The sequence below is a fragment of the Chryseobacterium sp. 2987 genome (assembly GCF_031456375.1).
Lineage (GTDB): Bacteria > Bacteroidota > Bacteroidia > Flavobacteriales > Weeksellaceae > Chryseobacterium > Chryseobacterium vaccae.
Genome location: NZ_JAVDUN010000001.1, coordinates 741,836 through 760,488 on the forward strand (window position 1 = coordinate 741,836; position 18,653 = coordinate 760,488).

The 18,653-nt window shown below is 33.9% G+C and carries 18 protein-coding genes; 16 read left to right on the forward strand and 2 right to left on the reverse strand.

All coding sequences use genetic code 11. The annotated features are described in order from the left end of the window. Nucleotides 1-3 precede the first annotated feature (3 nt). The 14 genes from J2Y40_RS03375 (at nt 4) to J2Y40_RS03440 (ending at nt 14,715) form a co-directional block, all read left to right on the forward strand. Nucleotides 4-2,808, forward strand: a complete 2,805-nt coding sequence (locus J2Y40_RS03375; RefSeq protein ID WP_309996951.1) for a hypothetical protein — start codon at nt 4-6, stop codon at nt 2,806-2,808. Nucleotides 2,809-2,818: 10 nt separating this feature from the next. Then, nucleotides 2,819-4,252: a hypothetical protein gene (locus J2Y40_RS03380; RefSeq protein WP_309996954.1), complete on the forward strand. Its 1,434-nt coding sequence runs from the start codon at nt 2,819-2,821 to the stop codon at nt 4,250-4,252. Nucleotides 4,253-4,993: 741 nt separating this feature from the next. Then, nucleotides 4,994-5,728 carry a sensor histidine kinase KdpD gene (locus tag J2Y40_RS03385; protein WP_153393651.1) on the forward strand — a complete coding sequence of 245 codons (735 nt, stop codon included), beginning with the start codon at nt 4,994-4,996 and terminating at the stop codon, nt 5,726-5,728. After that, entirely contained in the window at nt 5,725-6,372 is a 648-nt protein-coding gene (locus J2Y40_RS03390) for a response regulator transcription factor (RefSeq protein WP_231128639.1), read from the forward strand. Before J2Y40_RS03385 ends, J2Y40_RS03390 begins: the two co-directional genes overlap by 4 nt. Before the next feature lie 868 nt (nt 6,373-7,240). Beyond that, entirely contained in the window at nt 7,241-7,897 is a 657-nt protein-coding gene (locus tag J2Y40_RS03395) for a MarR family winged helix-turn-helix transcriptional regulator (protein ID WP_153393649.1), read from the forward strand. 43 nt (nt 7,898-7,940) lie between these two features. Continuing rightward, nucleotides 7,941-9,431 carry an oleate hydratase gene (locus J2Y40_RS03400; protein ID WP_309996959.1) on the forward strand — a complete coding sequence of 497 codons (1,491 nt, stop codon included), beginning with the start codon at nt 7,941-7,943 and terminating at the stop codon, nt 9,429-9,431. 1 nt (nt 9,432) lies between these two features. Then, nucleotides 9,433-10,269, forward strand: a complete 837-nt coding sequence (locus tag J2Y40_RS03405) for a phytoene/squalene synthase family protein (protein WP_153393645.1) — start codon at nt 9,433-9,435, stop codon at nt 10,267-10,269. Nucleotides 10,270-10,307: 38 nt separating this feature from the next. Then, nucleotides 10,308-10,775, forward strand: coding sequence for an SRPBCC family protein (locus tag J2Y40_RS03410; protein ID WP_309996964.1), 468 nt, complete (start codon nt 10,308-10,310; stop codon nt 10,773-10,775). 1 nt (nt 10,776) lies between these two features. Continuing rightward, nucleotides 10,777-11,229, forward strand: a complete 453-nt coding sequence (locus tag J2Y40_RS03415) for a sterol desaturase family protein (protein ID WP_153393641.1) — start codon at nt 10,777-10,779, stop codon at nt 11,227-11,229. Then, a complete protein-coding gene (locus J2Y40_RS03420) occupies nt 11,226-11,915 on the forward strand; it encodes a lycopene cyclase domain-containing protein (protein WP_153393639.1) in 690 nt (229 codons plus the stop codon). The genes J2Y40_RS03415 and J2Y40_RS03420 overlap by 4 nt, the downstream gene beginning before the upstream one ends. After that, on the forward strand, nt 11,905-12,453 hold the full coding sequence (locus J2Y40_RS03425) for a lipocalin family protein (RefSeq protein WP_153393637.1): 549 nt from the start codon (nt 11,905-11,907) through the stop codon (nt 12,451-12,453). The genes J2Y40_RS03420 and J2Y40_RS03425 overlap by 11 nt, the downstream gene beginning before the upstream one ends. Nucleotides 12,454-12,486: 33 nt before the next feature. Beyond that, the gene (gene ribA / locus J2Y40_RS03430; RefSeq protein WP_153393635.1) at nt 12,487-13,077 is read left to right on the forward strand and encodes a GTP cyclohydrolase II; all 591 of its coding nucleotides are present in this window, start codon (nt 12,487-12,489) and stop codon (nt 13,075-13,077) included. 342 nt (nt 13,078-13,419) lie between these two features. Beyond that, nucleotides 13,420-13,719: a hypothetical protein gene (locus J2Y40_RS03435; RefSeq protein WP_153393633.1), complete on the forward strand. Its 300-nt coding sequence runs from the start codon at nt 13,420-13,422 to the stop codon at nt 13,717-13,719. 315 nt (nt 13,720-14,034) lie between these two features. Further along, nucleotides 14,035-14,715, forward strand: coding sequence for a MarR family winged helix-turn-helix transcriptional regulator (locus J2Y40_RS03440; protein ID WP_153393632.1), 681 nt, complete (start codon nt 14,035-14,037; stop codon nt 14,713-14,715). An 86-nt stretch (nt 14,716-14,801) separates the two neighbouring features. On the opposite strand, the gene J2Y40_RS03445 is transcribed toward J2Y40_RS03440, so the two are convergent. Next, nucleotides 14,802-15,038: a helix-turn-helix transcriptional regulator gene (locus J2Y40_RS03445; RefSeq protein WP_309997533.1), complete on the reverse strand. Its 237-nt coding sequence runs from the start codon at nt 15,036-15,038 to the stop codon at nt 14,802-14,804. 274 nt (nt 15,039-15,312) lie between these two features. Here J2Y40_RS03445 and J2Y40_RS03450 point away from each other — a divergent pair, with 274 nt between their 5' ends. Then, complete coding sequence (locus J2Y40_RS03450) at nt 15,313-15,630, forward strand: hypothetical protein (protein WP_153393630.1); 318 nt, start codon at nt 15,313-15,315, stop codon at nt 15,628-15,630. Between the two features lie 479 nt (nt 15,631-16,109). Here the strand turns inward: J2Y40_RS03450 and J2Y40_RS03455 are convergent, their stop codons facing one another. Then, nucleotides 16,110-17,738 (reverse strand): helix-turn-helix domain-containing protein, encoded by a 1,629-nt coding sequence (locus J2Y40_RS03455; RefSeq protein ID WP_153393628.1) that lies wholly within the window; start codon nt 17,736-17,738, stop codon nt 16,110-16,112. A gap of 257 nt (nt 17,739-17,995) precedes the next feature. Here J2Y40_RS03455 and J2Y40_RS03460 point away from each other — a divergent pair, with 257 nt between their 5' ends. Then, nucleotides 17,996-18,577 carry a hypothetical protein gene (locus tag J2Y40_RS03460; protein ID WP_153393627.1) on the forward strand — a complete coding sequence of 194 codons (582 nt, stop codon included), beginning with the start codon at nt 17,996-17,998 and terminating at the stop codon, nt 18,575-18,577. Nucleotides 18,578-18,653: the final 76 nt, after the last annotated feature.

Consider the following 18,653-nt stretch of genomic DNA (forward strand, 5'->3'; position numbering starts at 1 on the left):
GTTTTGAAAACACAGAATAGAATATCGATATCAGTCCTAAGAAGAACAATCTTATTTTTTGTATTTGTTCTTCTGCACTTTTCGTTGGCTTTTGCGCAGGAAAAGAAGGATATCCGAATCTATTTTGAAAATGACAGTGTAGCTGTTGAGAAGGGGGCTACTTTTACTAATTTCCTGGTTATTGAGAATAAAAGTTCTGAAGAGATTATCATTCAGAATATCATCCCTCAGGAAAAATATCCGGGATTGCTTTTTTATCCCCAAAATGACTTTACTTTAGGTGCGGGGCAGTCTAAAAACCTTCCCGTGAAATTGATCGCCAACGTGGATTTTATGAAACTGAGATCCAATCAGATTCAATTTCAGGTTTCTTACGCCACCCCAACGGCCACCAGAACTGAAAGCGCTTCCTTCCTCGTTGCTAAAGGCGAGAATAAAAACATTGCAATTTATACCGCCACATACGAAAATTTCATTAACCCTGCTTTACCTCAATCCTCAATTCTGCTGATTGTAGAAAACCAAGGTTATAGTAAACGAACCGTTAAGATTGATTTGCAATCCATTCCTGATGGTCTGGAAATTTTGCCAAAACAACAAACTGTTTCGCTGGAAGGTTTAGAAAAGCAAACGGTTGAGATCAAAATTGCAGTCAGAAAACAGAATACACTTTATCCGGAATTTAATATTAATGCAATTGTGACAGACCTGCTTGACAATAAAATCGTGGGAAGCAACACGCTCTACTTAGTCGTTTTATCACATAACAGACAAATTGACCGGGGAAACGAAGCGGTGAGTGGAAATAATTTTGCAGAAATGAGTTATAATGAAAACAGTTCACGTCTCAATTATCTTCAATTGAGAGGAAACACAGCATTTCGGGTGACAGAGAATTTAAAATCACGCTTCAATATTGGCGCAGATTACTATCTTGAAGACGGCCGTTATAATCTGTATGATACCTGGCTGGAACTGGAGAGAAAAAATACGGTATTACGGGTGGGGAATGTTAATAGCAGCGATTACGATTATCCGGTTTTCGGAAGAGGAGGGAAGGTTTCTACCAAATTTGGTAAAAATAATCAGATTGAAATTTTTGCACTGGAAAACAATTATAATCTGTATGGTACTTATTTCCAGCAAACAGAAGGATCTACCATGGCGGGAGCAAAATATGCTTTTGGGAATGCTAAATCTTTCAATGGGAAAGTATCCTATATTTTCGACCATGATCCGCGTCTTAAGATAGATACACAGGTAGCGAACGCGGTAACATCATTGTTAATTAACGATAAACATACAATCCGTACGGAGGTGGGTCTGAGCCAGGAAAAAGGTCTTTCGAACAACGATGAAAACGCAGGGGCTTCAATGGGAGCCAATTACGAGGGGAAAATAGGAAAATGGGATATACAATCTGTCAATTCCTTTGCGACCAAAAGTTATGCAGGGATCAAGCGGGGATCCTTTTTCTCAAATCAGCGGATTGGTCTCCAATTTTCTGCTTCTCAGCGCGCTTTTATACAATATCAGAATTCGCAGGTAGAACCTGAATTCCTGAGTTTCCAGAGTGAGCCAATCCAACCTGAGAATACAGCTAATTTGCGTTATTATTTCAACAGTACAGAAGCTTTGGGACTAGGTTATCAGTTTTCTTTAAAGAAGTGGAATTTCCTACTTTATCCAAAGGTTGAAAAACAAAAAACAGCTAATTTTTACACATCACAGGAACTTTTTTCTTACCGGCTGGAAGCCAGCATCAGTACTACATTAGGAGCACACGGATTGAACCTGACGGCAGAATATTCTTATTCAAAAGAAAACAATAAACCAGACTGGTTCAACAGTTTGAAAACAACTTTATCTTACAGATATAAATCATTCTCCCTTAATGGAACAGCCCAATGGAATGCAACCAGTGTCTTTGATTTAAATTCTTATTATGATGTAAACCGTAATTTCGCCAACTATAATGTATACGCCTCATATAATTTCCAGATGCTAAATCATAGTCTGACCGGATCTTTTTCATTAGGAACCTTCTATTCGGAACTTTATAAAAATCTAAACAGCAATATCACCGGTAATCTGGAATATAAGATTTCACCTTCCTGGTCCACCACGGGGTATTTTAATCTTTCCGGTTATAAATCCACGGCTGAATATGCAAGCAGTGGCAGTTATTACCAGTTCAGAGTGGGGATTAAAAAATATTTTACCACAGCTACGGCTCTCGGAAATCATAAAGTGGCGTTCCAGTTCTTTGAAGATAAAAATTTCAATGGACTTCTGGAGTCCGGTGAATCTGTACTTACTAATGAAATTGTAAAACTGGACAATTATGTAGCGATGACGGATAAGAATGGAAAAGTAATTTTTCAGAATGTGCCTGAAGGTACTTACACACTGAAGGTGAACGAAAGTGCGGGTTCCCGGTTGATGATGGATCCTGTCATTATGGTACATAACAATATCAACCGTAAAGTGGGCTTGGTAAAAAACATCAGGGTAAGCGGGAAATTAACTGAGATCAAACAAGCTTACGATACTGTAGATACGGATGTAACAGGAATTTTGGTATATGCAAAAGCTGAAGATGGTAAAATTTACACCGCAGTGGTTAATCAAAAAAATGAGTTTGAGCTTTTCCTGAAAGATGGAAAATACAACCTCTATATTGAAAATGATAAATACAGCTATACACAACCCACCCAAACTATTCAGGTGCCAAAAGAAGGTTATTCAAAAACCGTGGTTTTTGAATATAAGAAGAAAGACACCACCATTAAGGTGAAAAAGTTTTAAATTTAAAAGTATGAAAAAGATGAGAACTTTTTTAATAGGAATTTTTACTGTGTTTTGCTGGTCTGCAGCTACGAAAGCTCAGGATGTGTACTTGTCGGTTCCTGAAAATAATATTTTTAACAGGAGCGAATTTACCTCAGTACCTACAAGGGTAATGACGAATGGCAACAGAACAAACTGGGATTATGCCTTTTTAGGATTACTCCCAACAGCTCCTACATTTACCTCTGTTTCCGGACCAACTTTTACTCATTCTTCTTCCTCACTTACTTTACCCGGTTCCACTCTTCTGTGGCAGTTAGAAAGTATGGGCGGGCAGTTGCCGTCTACTGGATTTTCAGGTTATTTACCAGGTTTTCAGTCATTCAGTACAAGCTCTGTAAAATGGTTTGAACCGCCATCCATCAGTATCGGGGGCGGATTCAACCGGGGAAATATCAACTTTACATTTAAAATTCCTGCCTCCCAATTTAGTGCCAATGCCTTCCGGGCCGGGAATTACTCCATGGATATCACTCAGAATTATAATGACTTCACACCACGTAATTTTAAAACAATTTTAGTCATTCCTTCAGCTATACGATGGGTAGCAAACTCTTTAACAAAATACATAGAAATCTCTTCTTTGAATGACTACCGCAGTACAAGCACGCGGGTGTGGGATTTGGGGAATACGGAAATCGCAAATACGGTTGATTTTAATTTTTGGGCGAAAGCTACTGCCACAACAGTTCAGTTTACGTCCTCTAAAGGTGTTCCGGGAACCAGAAATATAGCAAGCATTAAATTGGGCAGTAACGGATCTTCACTCACAACCAAAGCCTTATCTTCCGATTTTCAGAATTTTTCAGCTGCTAATTTCAGTGTTGTAGCTGGAAACAGAAACAATTTCGTTCCGCAACTTTATGTGTCTGCGGAAGATTTTAAAAACTTTTTTTTTGAAGCCGGAACATATACGTTTGATTTGAACTTCAATGCCAGCAGTACAGATAACTCAATTAACAGTTTGCAAAATACGGCTGTTCAGTTAAAGGTACTTCCTTTGTCTGAGATCACCATCCCAAGTTCCGGGCGCAATGTAAACTTCAATTTTAATACCGCAGCCCATTACACCGATGGTCAGTCACAGATGATTCCAAACCAAATTATGTTGTCCAATAATGAAAATTTTGAACTCTATGTAAAATCGGACGAAAATTATTTCAAAAAAGGCGGCCTGCAGACCGACATCAATTCCAACATATTACAAATTGGCGTGGATGGAAGTTCTGTAAATGTGCCCTTATCTAAAACTCCCCAAAAAATACTCTTTAACGGAACACCGGTTTTGGACCGGGGACTGAACGTAAGATATACCATACCACCTGCAGGAGCCCAAAGTTTGGTAGGGAAGGAAAATACGACTTACTCTATCAATGTTTATTATAGCTTTACGGCCATTTAATAACTCCTCCTTATGGGCCACTTTAATAGGAATAATCAATCGTCGGATCATCACGATATTGATAGATTAAATGTATCTAGAAAAAATAAATTTCAACTTTGCCTTTTAGTGTAATCGGGATTTTAGGTATTTCCACTTCGATCTCATATTTTGTTTTCATTTGCTTACGAAAAGTTCCTCCAAAATCCATCGGCATAAATAAGCTGTATGTCTTCCAATAATTTCTTTTCTGAGTCCATTTTATGCCAATGTTTTACAGCTGTGGTTTCATCATAGCAATTGGTTCAAAAATACAAAACTTTCCAAAAGATTTCCTGGGTATCTGTATATAGAAACGTTTTCTTTCTTTGAATCAATCCTGGCTATCAATTATTACCGCTTCATGTTGCCATTTTTTATCTTGCATCATTCGGCTGCTTGCAATCAGTAACCTTGGTGATGTTTTCCCATGTTCCATCTTTCACCATCTCGGTAATGCCGGTAAACGATTTGCCAGGGTGGAAACCCTCCAGGAATGTCACGTTAGGCACAGCCGTTTTTAGTGGATAAAATATGGTATTTATTATTTCAAGTAAATCCCATTTGATTTTTCTTTTTACTAATATGATATTTTTTATAACTTGCCAACTTCTGGAAGAAAGGTCTGAACCATATGTTTTATTCGAGTTTAAACAATATAACCTTTTCTACTTTTTTAAAAAAAATAATTCAAACAGATTCTAAAACCATGATACTGAATTTATGAATGATTTTATCAACGAACTACAATTAAAAATTGAAAGACTGGAAAACGAAATCAATTTCAAGAACGGACTGATCTCGATATTGTCTCATGACTCAAAAGAACTGTTTGGAATTTTTGTGTGGCTTATAGAAGGGCTAGAGCAAAAGACCATAAGTGAGGAAGATTTTTTTAAGTTGTTGCCACAGGTAAAACGTGATACCCTGAAGAATCTGCAAACGATCCAGGACAGCATTACTTGGATAAAAACACAATACGGAGGTTTTAAGATTAAACCCGTTAAAATCATGGTGATGGATCTTTTTCACTATTTAGAAGAAAAATATGCTGCAAAATTAAAAGAAAAAAGCATTAAATTTTATTTTAAAGGTGATCACAATGTATTTCTTACAAGCGATCGCCTGTTGCTCGAATACGTTTTAGACAAAATTTTTAACAATGCGCTAAAATATTCCTTTCCGGAGCAAGATATTTATTTACAGGTGATTACGGAAGGTGATGAGATTGTGCTTTCTATAATTGATTTCGGGACAGGAATGAATGAAAAGTATTTATCTGCGATCTACACTTATGATAATCCCATATTCCTGGGAACTGCGGGCGAGAAAGGAGTTGGATTAAGCTTGAAAATTGTAAAGAATTTTATTTCCTTGCTGTCTGGAAACGTACAAATCATTTCCACTGAAAATAAAGGCACTACGGTTTCCCTTTTTTTACGTAAATTTATAGAATGATGGGTTTAAAAGTAAACATTCGCATTGTTGTGGCAGATGATCATGGTATCGTCCGGATGGGTTTGATACAAACAATCAAACGATTCAGACCCGATGCCATAATTTCAGAAGTAGAAGATTATAAATCGCTGTACAAATTAATTCTGAAAGAAGAATTTGATCTGGCCATTATGGATGTTAATATGCCTAATGGTACTGTTCAGGAAGCAATAGATTACATAAAAATTCACCAACCTGAATTAAAAATTCTAATATTTTCTTCACAGGATGAAGAGTTGTATGGAATGCGTTATCTGAAAATGGGTGCTGGAGGCTATCTAAGCAAACTAAGCTCCACTGAAGTAATTGAGACTGCCTTAACGGCGATGCTTAGTAAGGGCAGATATGTCAGTGATAATATAAAAGAAACGATTTTTTTAGAATCATTAACTGGTGCAACAAAAAATTCTCCCTTTGAAGCACTATCAGACCGCGAATTGCAAATTGCCAATAAGATTGCAGAAGGTCTTCCCCTCAAAGAAATTTCTAATCAACTGAATCTCCATTCATCGACGATCAGTACTTACAAAAACAGGTTGTTTGAGAAGCTGAAGATACGATCCATACCTGAATTGGTGAAGATTCTCAGGCTGTATAATCAGTAAATTTTCTATCATAAAAAAATGATTGTGATTCAATGAAATTATGCAATACGCTGATTTTCTGACTTCTTTTATGCTCCTTTTAGGTTCAAAATCGTATACGGAAGTATCTTTGTATATCGCTCACTGGATGTTACTTTGATCATGTACTTTAAATGATCAACAGAATTTATCAGTCCTACAAAAACACCGGAATATCTTGCAGCAAGAAATATCTAAAACCAAAACAATTGGCTTATTTTGAAATCGAAGATAAAATAAACGGCGCCACTTGTCTTAAAGTGGCGCTGTTTGGCGTTTGTGAGCTCGACAGGATTATCTTCGAACCAATTTCTAGAAGATCTTGATAGAATTCTAAAGTTATTTAATGAGTGTTGATTATTTTTTTGAAACTTAATAAGAAGATATTTGCCATTTTAATATATACGAAGTATAACTCATTTTTGAAAATATACTTTGATATTAAATATATTTATGTATCAACTACAATAAAAGAATGGGGGATTTAGTTTTTAGCTCCCAAAAGTATAGTCTATATTATTGCAATTGAATATTTAGAAGAGTTTAATAATCAAATTTTAACTTGGTGTATTCAAGTATATTATGGCCCATATTTTTATATTAAAAATATAATTAGGTTTATAAATATACTATTGCTTGTTAATCTCCCTTTCATGACTCTCTTTTTTTAACCTTCTTTCTTGTTGTTTAAGTTGTTGTTTGTTAGTGTTTTGTATTTTTAGGTATCTACTCTTTCTTTAGAGGTAAATCTTTAAATCTCCATATTGTAATTCCTTAGCTTTAAAATAAAATAACATATAAGTATATTTGTAAACTTTTATAAGTATATTTGTATACTAATGTATAGGTTATGAATTTTGATCTTATAAAATCAGTTGTAGAACTTGTTCAGCAATTTATGGAGCAAAATGAAGGTAAGTCGTTATACAGCAACGATCTTCAGGGTTTTACGGAGTGGATCAATTCTTCCTGTAAAAATACTTCTGAATCAATAGATCCATGTTGGATAGGTAAAGAATCGGGAAGAAGTTCTGATAGTGTCATCAATACATTATTGATAAGGATGGGAAGGTATGCAAAAACTTACTCCAGATCAATTGGCAATTCAGTTTTTTCAAGCCAGGATGATTTTATTTATCTGATAGGTCTGAAAACGATGGGAGCAATGACAAAAATGGAATTGATAAGACATAATGTGCATGAAAAATCTTCAGGTATACTTATTATTAATCGATTAATTCGTCATGGTTGGGTTGAGCAGACAGTCTCTGAAAAAGATAAACGAACAAAGCATATTCAGATAACAGAGAAAGGGCTTACTGTATTGGAGGAAAATATGGATGAAATCCGTAAAGCCTCAAATGTTGTAGTGGGGAATCTTGCTCACTCTGAACAAATGCTGCTCATAGCGATACTCTCTAAACTGGATGAATTTCATAATTCTTTTTACCATATGAATCTGGATACGAGGGATCTGTTGGATATTGCATATAAAAGGTTGAGCTGATGCCGTATTAAATAGAGTTGTTAAAACTATTAAATAAGTAACAATGGATACTGGAAACTTAAGAAAGAGAATTGCTGTAATTGGTTCTGGATTTTCAGGACTGTCTGCTGCTGCATATGCTGCTAAATCAGGAAATGAAGTGCATGTATTTGAAAAACATGACCAGCCGGGAGGTCGTGCAAGGCAATTTAGAACAGAACAAGGGTATGTTTTTGACATGGGGCCCAGCTGGTACTGGATGCCTGATATTATCGAAGGCTTTTTCAGCGATTTTGACTGCAAAGTCTCTGATTTTTTTAAGCTTGTTTCTTTAGATCCCCAGTTTGAGATGGTCTTTTCAGAAGAAAAGATTTCAGTTCCTGAGAAAAATGATGAGATCCGGGAGTTATTTGAAAAAACAGAAAAAGGAGCGGGGAAGAAGTATGATACATTCATGCAGTCTGCTCAATTCAAGTATGAGGTAGGAATGAAAGACTTTGTCACAAAACCTTGTTATAACTGGTTGGAATTTGCTTCTTTAAAAATAGCAGGCAGTGCACTGAAGCTTGATCTTTTGAGTAATTTCAGGAAATATGTTTCAGGTTATTTTTCTGATCCTAAACTCAGATCCCTGATGGAATTCCCGGTTATATTCCTTGGTGCCTCACCTCAGAATATTCCCGCACTTTACAGTCTTATGAATTATGGGGGATATGTTTTGGGAACCAAATACCCTATGGGAGGTTTTTATCAACTTGTTCTTGGTATGAAAGACGTTGCAGAAAAGCAGGGGGTAACTTTTCATTTCAATCATGAGGTAAAGAAAATCAATACAGAAAACGGGAAAGTGGTCTCAATAACAGCAAATGGTAAAGATTATGAATTTGATGCAGTGATTGCATCATCAGATTACCATCACACAGAAACATTAATTTCCAAATCACTTAGAAACTATAATGATGCCTATTGGAAAACGAGAACCTTTGCTCCTTCATGTCTGATTTATTACCTGGGGATCAAAGGGAAAATATCTCATTTAAAGCATCATACTCTATTTTTTGAAAACAATCTTGATGATCATATAGACTGCATTTATAAAAATAAAAAATGGCCTGCTAAACCGCTTTTTTATGCGTGCTGCCCTTCTAAAACTGATCCGGATATAGCTCCTGAAGGGTGTGAAAATCTTTTTTTACTGTTACCCCTCACACCGGGAATACATGATGAGGAGGCTGTAAGAGAAAAATACCTGAAGGAAATGCTGGAAAGAATTGAAAAACATACAGGAGAAACCGATCTTATCTCCAGGATTGAATACAAGAGAAGCTATTGTGTAAGTGATTTTATTTCGGATTATAATGCTTATCAGGGGAATGCCTATGGACTGTCCAACACTTTATCACAGACTGCTGTCCTGAAGCCTAAAATAAGGAATAAAAAGATTAGCAATCTTTTTTATACCGGCCAGTTAACTGTTCCGGGACCAGGAGTTCCCCCGTCAGTTATTTCTGGAAAGATTGTAGCAGGAGAGGTTAATAAACTAAAAATAAAATAATATGAAAAAATTGTTTGATGAGTTGTCTCGCAAGGTAAGCAAGTATACTACTCAAAAATACAGTACCAGTTTTTCATTAGGAATATTGGCTTTGAAGCCTTCTATCAGACCTGCTGTTTATGCTGTTTATGGATATGTGCGTCTTGCAGATGAAATTGTTGATAGCTTTCATGGGTATGATAAAGAGAAGCTTTTGAAAAGTCTAAAAAACGAAACTTATGAAGCGCTGAAGGACGGTATATCACTCAATCCCATTTTACATTCATTTCAGGAAGCGGTTCGCCACTATGATATTAATATTCAATTGATCGATCAGTTTTTGCACAGCATGGAAATGGATCTGCAAAAAATAGACTACAACTCCGATCTTTATAATGAGTATATCTATGGCTCTGCAGAAGTGGTAGGTCTTATGTGCCTGCAGATATTTACAGAAGGCGATAAACAGCAGTTTGAAAAACTTAAACCATTTGCCATGAAGTTGGGATCTGCTTTTCAAAAAGTAAATTTTTTACGGGACCTGAAAGATGATTATCAGATTTTGGGTAGAACCTATTTCCCGTCTCTGAATATGTCTGTCTTTGATAATACTGTAAAAGCCCAGATTGAAAAAGAAATTGAAGAAGAATTTAAAGAAGCATTACAAGGAATTAAGAAGCTGCCAAGCTCTTCGATGTTCGGAGTATACTTGGCCTACAGATACTATCTGCTGCTATTTGAAAAAATAAAGAAAACAAGTTCTCAGCATATTTTGCAGCAGAGAATCAGGATTGCCAATTCACAGAAGTTGTTGGTTGCATTCAAAAGCTATATAAGATACAAATCTGCTTATTTGTAATACATGCACTGTTTAAAAGGAGTTTAACAAAAAAATAAATGATGTACAGATTATATAGAGAACAGCATTTGAGGTGCAATATTGAGACGGCATGGAAATTCTTTTCATCCCCTCATAACTTATCCGAAATAACCCCTGAAAACATGAGTTTTGTGGTTCTTTCAGATATTAAGGATGAATCTATTTTTGAAGGAATGGAAATAGATTATACAGTTTCTCCTGTATTGGGAATTCCGATGAAGTGGAAAACCATTATCAGTCAGGTAGAAGACGGTAAAAGCTTTACGGACTTTCAGAAAAAAGGCCCTTATAAGCATTGGAATCATTTTCATGAGTTTATTCCTGATGAGAATGGTATATTGATGAAAGATACTGTAGATTATGAACTCCCGTTTGGGGTTTTAGGAAGAATAGCCCATCGCTTGTTTGTTAAAGAAAAGCTCAGAAGTATTTTCGATTTCAGATACAGAGTGTTGAATGATCTTTTTAACCAAGAACATAATTAATATGAATTTTCTGATCGTTTTGTGTGTTTTTATTTCCATGGAAGGCGCCACATGGCTGATCCACAGATATATTATGCATGGTTTTTTGTGGGGCCTGCACCGCGATCATCATGATCACAGCCATGACGGGAAGCTGGAGAGGAATGATCTGTTCTTTTTCATTTTTGCCAGCCCTGCTATTGCATTATTATATGCAGGCGTAAGGCAGGAATTCAATTATCTGTTTTTTGTTGGCTTGGGAATAAGTCTTTACGGAATGGCCTATTTCTTTGTCCATGATATTTTTATTCATCAAAGAGCAAAGGTTTTTACAAAAACAAAGAACCCCTATTTGCTTGCCATCAGACGTGCTCATAAACAGCACCACAAACATTTAGGAAAAGAAGAAGGAGAGTGCTTTGGCTTTTTGTGGGTTCCTATGGTCTATTTTAAAATGTATTTCAATAAAAAATGATGCAATATACTTACATACTGATTAATTTTTTCACAGTCATTATTTGCTTTTTGGCTTCTTTTGACAGAAGAATACAGTTTAATAAACTTTTCGGAAAGTTTCTGTTGTCATCTACAATCGTAGCAATTCCTTTTATTGTGTGGGATATATGGTTCACAGGAAAAGGTGTATGGTGGTTTGATTACAGGTATACATTAGGGGTTAAAATTTCAGGGCTTCCTATAGAAGAATGGCTGTTCTTTTACTGTATTCCATTCGCCTGTGTTTTTACTTACTATTGCCTTGAAAAATTTTTTAAGCTGGCATGGGCTGATCTCTTTAATAATCTTATTGTGTTTACGGCTGTTATTGTTCTCTGTTTGGCAGGACTTCTTTACTATGAGAGAATATATACTTTGCTGACAGTTATTGTAACGTTAATAACCCTTTGCTATCTGCATTTTATTGCTAAAAAAGAATGGATAGGAAAGGCAAGTTTTGTATATCTGATTTTGATGCCCGGATTTTTTGCAGTGAATGGAATACTGACGGGCTCTATAATTCCTTCACCAGTTGTTAACTATAATCCTGATGATTTTTTGGGGGTCAGAATGGGAACCATCCCTATTGAAGATACCGTTTACGGATACAGTCAGTTTTTACTCAATATTTATTTCTTTAAAAAAATAACTAAAAATGAAAAATAAAATCATTCTCACGTTCTTAATAATTTTAGTATTATTTAGTGTCTTCACATCATGTTCTTCAATGCCTGAAAAAGCACAGCCAGTCAATCAGTTTGATGTTAACAGGTATTTAGGGACATGGTATGAAATTGCAAGATTTGATTATCGTTTTGAAAAAGACCTTGATAATGCAATGGCTCAATACAGTCTTAATGTAGACGGGAGTGTAAAAGTAGTTAACAGCGGATACAATTTTAAAAAGAATAAATGGGTTTCTGTTAATGGTACTGCGAAATTTAGAGAGAACAAGAATACAGCTGCATTGAAGGTAAGTTTTTTCGGACCCTTTTATGCTGGGTATAATATTGTTGCACTTGAAGATTACCAATATGCATTGGTTGCCGGGAAAAATTTAGATTACCTGTGGATTCTTTCCCGTGAAAAAAGCATACCTGAAAGTGTAAAACAGAATTTTATGATCAAAGCACAGGAAATAGGCTATGATACATCAAAGCTCATCTGGGTGAAACAGGATAAAGAAAGTCCGTTTGCCAAATAGATGATCAATTAATTTTAAATTAAAATCGAACTTATGCTCAAAATACAAGCAAAATCAAGAATCCCTACAGATTACGGATTATTCACGATGTATGCATTTTCAGAAAATGAAGAAAACTGGAGCCCTCATTTGGTTTTAGTGGCCGAGAATACTGATTTTAATAAGGTGGTCAATGTTCGTTTTCACTCGGAATGTATTACCGGAGAAGTCTTTCATTCAAAAAAATGTGAATGCGGACAACAGCTGGATGCTGCTATGAAATATATGTCTGAAAATGGGGGAGTTATTGTTTATCTCAGACAGGAAGGACGAAATATTGGGATCATCAATAAACTGAAGGCTTATGAACTTCAGGAAAAAGGTTTTGATACTGTTGAGGCTAATTTGAAACTGGGACTGCCGGCAGACGGAAGAAACTTTGATATAGCAGTTGAAATGCTGGATATTTTAAATATTAAGGAAATAAACCTGCTGACCAATAATCCGGAAAAGATTAAGTCTGTTGAGAGCAGCAGCATCAATCTCAACCGTAGAATTCCTTTAGAAATTGAACCCAATGGAATAAATGAAAGCTATCTCGTTAGAAAAAAGGACTATTTCGGTCATCTTTTGGAGAAGATATAATCTTTTATCTGAAGGGTAATGTTTTTTTATCATACCTTTAAATCGTGTCATCATGGAAAAAATACTGCTTACTGGCGCTGCCGGATATATTGGTTTATGGTTCTTCCGTTTCATGGGATTATTTTTAAAGGAATGATTAAAAAGCTTAGCAGAAATAAATAGTTTATTCTTTACATGAAGATATGATTGAGACTTAGAATCGGACAATAGAAGGCTTATAGTTTTGAATATGAGAGGAGTTTCTTCAATGGTGTTTAAAGTTTAATAAATTTTAACATTCTAAATAGTTTTTTAGGCATAAATATTGTTTATTTATATACCAATTACTTTAAATATATTATTATGAATAATTCAGATTATAACAAAGCAGAAAATGCAGTTAATGAAACCGAAAATTCTTTAAAAAACGCAGCTGATAATTCAAAATGGAAAATAAGTGAGTTAGCGGATAAAGCCAAAGATTATATCAATGAAAAAAGAGATAATGATCAGGAAGCTTCTCATGAAGACTGGTTGGAAAGGGTGAAGTCAAATATTTCAGATGCCTGGGATGATATTAAGGATAAAGCTGATGAAGCCTGGGAAAATACCAAAGATGCCGCTGAAGATGTGAAGGCTGAATGGAGAAAAAAAACCAATTAATGTTAGTTTAATACATACTGTCCGGAGCTTTTTAAAGTTTCGGACAATGTATATAATAAGTATTTATAGTTTATTTGTATTCTTTTTTCAATTGGCAAATATTTAAAGTAAATTCCTTTTATAGAAAAATATAGATAGTTTTATCTTTTTCTCGTTCCAGGAATATACTTATTTATAATTAATACAATTTTTATTTCGGTTTTCTTCTGCCGGTATCATTTACTATTAAATATAAAAAATCAAAATTGTATACACTCTAGTAAAAAGTTGAGATTAAATTAAAAGCAGGTATATTTGTATAGTATTTTAATTGACATGAATTTTACCCTTATCAAAGACTTTATGACTCTTCTTGAGCAATTCGAATCAGATAATAAAACATCTCCGAATTCCTATCCACCCACTATTGAGGGCTTTAAACTGTGGGTTTCTGGTAAGGAGAATCTTGAGTCTACGCGTGCTGGTGATGAGCCATACTGGGAAGGAAAAGAGAATGGAAGAACAGCGGAAAGCGCAATTAGTACATTACTTGTTCATCTTAACCGATATGCTAAGACCTATTCAAAGTCGGCTATCACAGATTCTGAATTTTCTACTCAGGAAGACTTTATTTACTTGATCAACTTAAAAGCTTTTGGTGAGATGACTAAGATGGCTCTCATCAAAAAAAATATTCACGATAAGCCTGTTGGTATGCTTATCATTACAAGACTTCTGCGTCAGGGATTGATTGAACAAACAGATTCTGATTTGGATAAACGAAGTAAATTAATCCATATTTCTGAGAGAGGATTAATGGTGCTGGAAAAGCAAATGGAAAAAATTCGTCAGGCTACTAATATTGTTGCCGGGAATCTTAATTATAATGAAAAAATGGATCTGATCCGTATTCTCAATAAATTAGATCGTTTTCATTATCCTATTTTCTCACGAAACATTCATTCTGATGAGCTCATTAACACAGTCTATGATGAATATACTTTCAAAAAATTATGATATTAATAATGTTCCCGTAGGTTTATAATAGGGTGAAAGACATCTTTCATTTTTTAATAATTATTTTTAAATCTACAAGGATTTTTTTATAATTCTGTATTGCCCAAATCAGTAATGCATTTTTTTTCTTTTGGAATCCCCAATTTTTCTATAATTCTGGTACGGTGTCCTTCTACTGTTTTTTCGGACAGGAAAAGAAGTTCTGCAATTTGCTTACTGGTTTTTTGAGCAGCTAGTAATTCTACTATTTTTCTTTCAGAAACTGTTAATAGGTTTAGTTTCGAACCAATTTCTAGAAGATCTTGATAGAATTCTAAAGTTATTTAATGAGTGTTGATTATTTTTTCGAAACTTAATAAGAAGATATTTGTCATTTTTAATATATACGAAGTATAACTCATTTTTGAAAATATACTTTGATATTAAATATATTTATGTACCAACTACAATAAAAGAATGTGGGATTTGGTTTTTAGCTCCTAAAAGTATAATCTATATTATTGCAATTGAATATTCAGAAGAGTTTAATAATCAAATTTTAACTTGGTGTATTTAAGTACAGTATCGTATATTTAAAATTAACTAAATAAATTTATAATGAAATCATTTAACATAAAAGGAATAATTGGAAATAAAAGTAAAATAGTATTTGATGATCTAAGTACAATAGATATATCGTTGGGCATTGAAAATAATATTGACAATTTAAAGGAAGATTTGTTACAAGTTGAATTGGCAAATGGCAATTTATTAGATGTTGGATGGAATCCTTCATTTGATATTGAAGGATATTTTAACGTTTGTATAATAAAAGATTATGACTGGATGGAACCATTCTATCTAAAAAAATGTAATCAATGGAATGACTTAAATGAATTAATAAAAGAAGCAATAAACTTTAATTTGGAAAAGTAGTTAGAAAAAATAGGCTTTTAAACGAGTGGATTGAAAAATTTCAATTAACAATGGAAAACAATACTATAGAAGAAATTAATACACTTATATATCTGCCAGTATAACAACGGATTAAGAAATAAAAAAAACCGACATCAAAGAGCGAAATCTTCAAATGTCGGTCTTGTGACCTCGGCAGTATTATCTTCGAACCAATTTCTAGAAGATCTTGATAGAATTCTAAAGTTATTTAATGAGTGTTGATTATTTTTTCGAAACTTAATAAGAAGATATTTGTCATTTTTAATATATACGAAGTATAACTCATTTTTGAAAATATACTTTGATATTAAATATATTTATGTACCAACGACAATAAAAGAATGTGGGATTTAGTTTTTAGCTCCCAAAAGTATAATCTATATTATTGCAATTGAATATTCAGAAGAGTTTAATAATCAAATTTTAACTTGGTGTATTCATGTATATTATCGTCTTAATCACGATATTTCCTCATTTTCCAGCTCCTTAATAAAATAAGAAGGTGTAATGCCGGTTTCTTTTTTAAAGGAGCTTCGGAATACATGTGGAGTGGCATATCCGCATTCTTCAGAGAGGTAGCTTATCTTGTATTTTCTGTAGACAGGATTTTCATAAAGTTTGTTAACAATATAATTAATTTTAAGCCCATTAATATAATCCGAAAAATTAGTATCCCTGTGTTTCTTAATACCTTCAGAGAGGTATTTAGTATTGGTATCAAGATGATGGGCAAGCCATGCTAAACTGATGTCCTTCCGGAGGTACTTTTCAGATTTTTCAAATTTTTCAAGTTTTTGAAGTAAGGCTCTTGAAATATCATCAGTTATTACCGAAGCAGGTTTAGTCTCTTTATGTTCTGCATTTTCATGTAACGGGATATTTTCTTCCTGATGGCTTAATTTGGTGATTAATGCATTGTATTTTTGATGAAGGCGTTTATTTTGTCTTCTCCAAAAAAACAATGTAGCTAAAGCTGCAACGAAAACAATCCCTACAATCAATATAAACTGATTTTTAGTGTTTTTTTTGTGGGTATTATCTATATCTGACACAATCTGTTTTAAAGGCTCCTTAGTATTATTTTTTTCCATCATACTAAGACTGTCTTTAAGGGAAGCATATTGACCCATGTAGATTGCCGATTGTTCTTTTTCACCAATCTCCGTATAACAATAGGCAAGAAACTCAAGGGACTCTACTCTGTTATAAGGATCTTGATATTGCTTTTCTAAATTGAGAGCATGTTTTGCATAACTAATTGAAGTTTTATAATCTTTTTTTTCCATGTACAGCCAGCTGAGCTGGTTGAGCAATATAATTTTATTGCTTGCTGGTATTTGATATGTCTTATTTTCATGTATTTTTAATGCCCGTAAAAGATACTTCTCTGCTGATTGCAGACTTCCTTTAGTATCAACTTGTTCGAGATAGAATATACCCATTCGTATATCATTAAAAGCAATCTGATCATATTTTAAACTCTGAGATATTATAGAACTTTTATCACTAATTTGAAATGCTTTTTCGAGACTTTTTTTATGATAATATATAATAGAATCTCTATATTTTTTATTTTCGAAATGTTTGATACCATAATAGAGTGTAATATTTTCATAGCATAGGGAAAGATTATAAAACTTTTGATCATTATTTTCAATCTCTTTTGCATAGCTTATCGCTGTTTTAAAATCTTTTAGTCCCTCCTCTAAAAAACCAAAATTACTTACAACAGATGCTCTTGTACGAAATATGTTAGAGATAACCCTTTTTTCTTTAGAAGTTGGATTATCCGGAATTATTTCTTTGATTCCATTTCCTATTTCAGCCGCTTTTTTATATTTTCCTTGATTAGAATATAATCTCATTAAATAATCAATGCTTTGCAAGATTCCAGAAGTATATTTTAACGTTTCAGATTCTTTTTTTATCTCAAGTAATACTTTTTCTCGGTTCGAATTACTTGCCAGATTTTTTGGCATCTCATTTAGTTTTTTATCAATAACTGAAATTTTCATTTCCGCAGAACTTTGTGCTTTAATTGTAGATGCTGATATTAAGAGAGAGAGAATATAAAAGAGATATTTCATATGATAAAACGATTTTAGCAAAAGTACAAATATCTACTTGTTCCTTTTATTGTGAGCAACATAAAATAACAATTACAATGTTATTTACAATGTAACCAATTGTTATTTAGTTTTTTGTAAAATAAATACAAAGGGTATTATTCCGGAATAATACCCTTTGTATGCTTGTGAGTGCTTCTTTATAATGATATTATCGCAGCATTATTTAAGTTAACCGGGAGGTATGCCCAAGGTTAACTTTAAAAGAATGCACCCATATGGATTCTGAAAATACAACCATGAAGCGTAAATCTTCCCTCCCTCATCATAAGGGAAGATTTTTTCTGTTGTTTTTTCTGTTTGCAGGTTTCCACATGATGCAGGCAGTTGGCAGACCGGAAGAAGCTTATAACCATATAGAAATTGATGGAGGTGCAAAAATAGTAATTGCGGAAGATGCAGTAATTTCCGGTTTGGGAAATCAGCATATTACCTCTGTTAAAACAAAAAAAAACCACACTAAGCCAAAAAGTCTTCAAAAGTTACTGGTTGCAAAGAAACTGCAAACTAAAAAATCTTGCCAAAAAACTTTTAAACCTAAACAAAACCTGAAAGAAGTTTACAGATTCAGTAATAATCCAAAATCAGATACTCATTTACACATTTCGATATTGGAGGTTTATGCTTTCGGAAGTACATCATTCAGCTTCAAATGCATCATAGGAAATGAAGTGAAGATGATTGGGGCATTGATTCTTACTATTAGTATTTTTCTTGCTATTTTCTATAAAAGCCGGTTATTCTCCGGTTGTTACTTTTTACAAAATTTTCAAAGACCTCCGCCTAAGTTCATTTCATAAAAACAGATTACTGTTTCAATGCACTGTTATTTCAAAAACCTCGTTTTGCTCAACATAACAAATGCATTGTCATCCT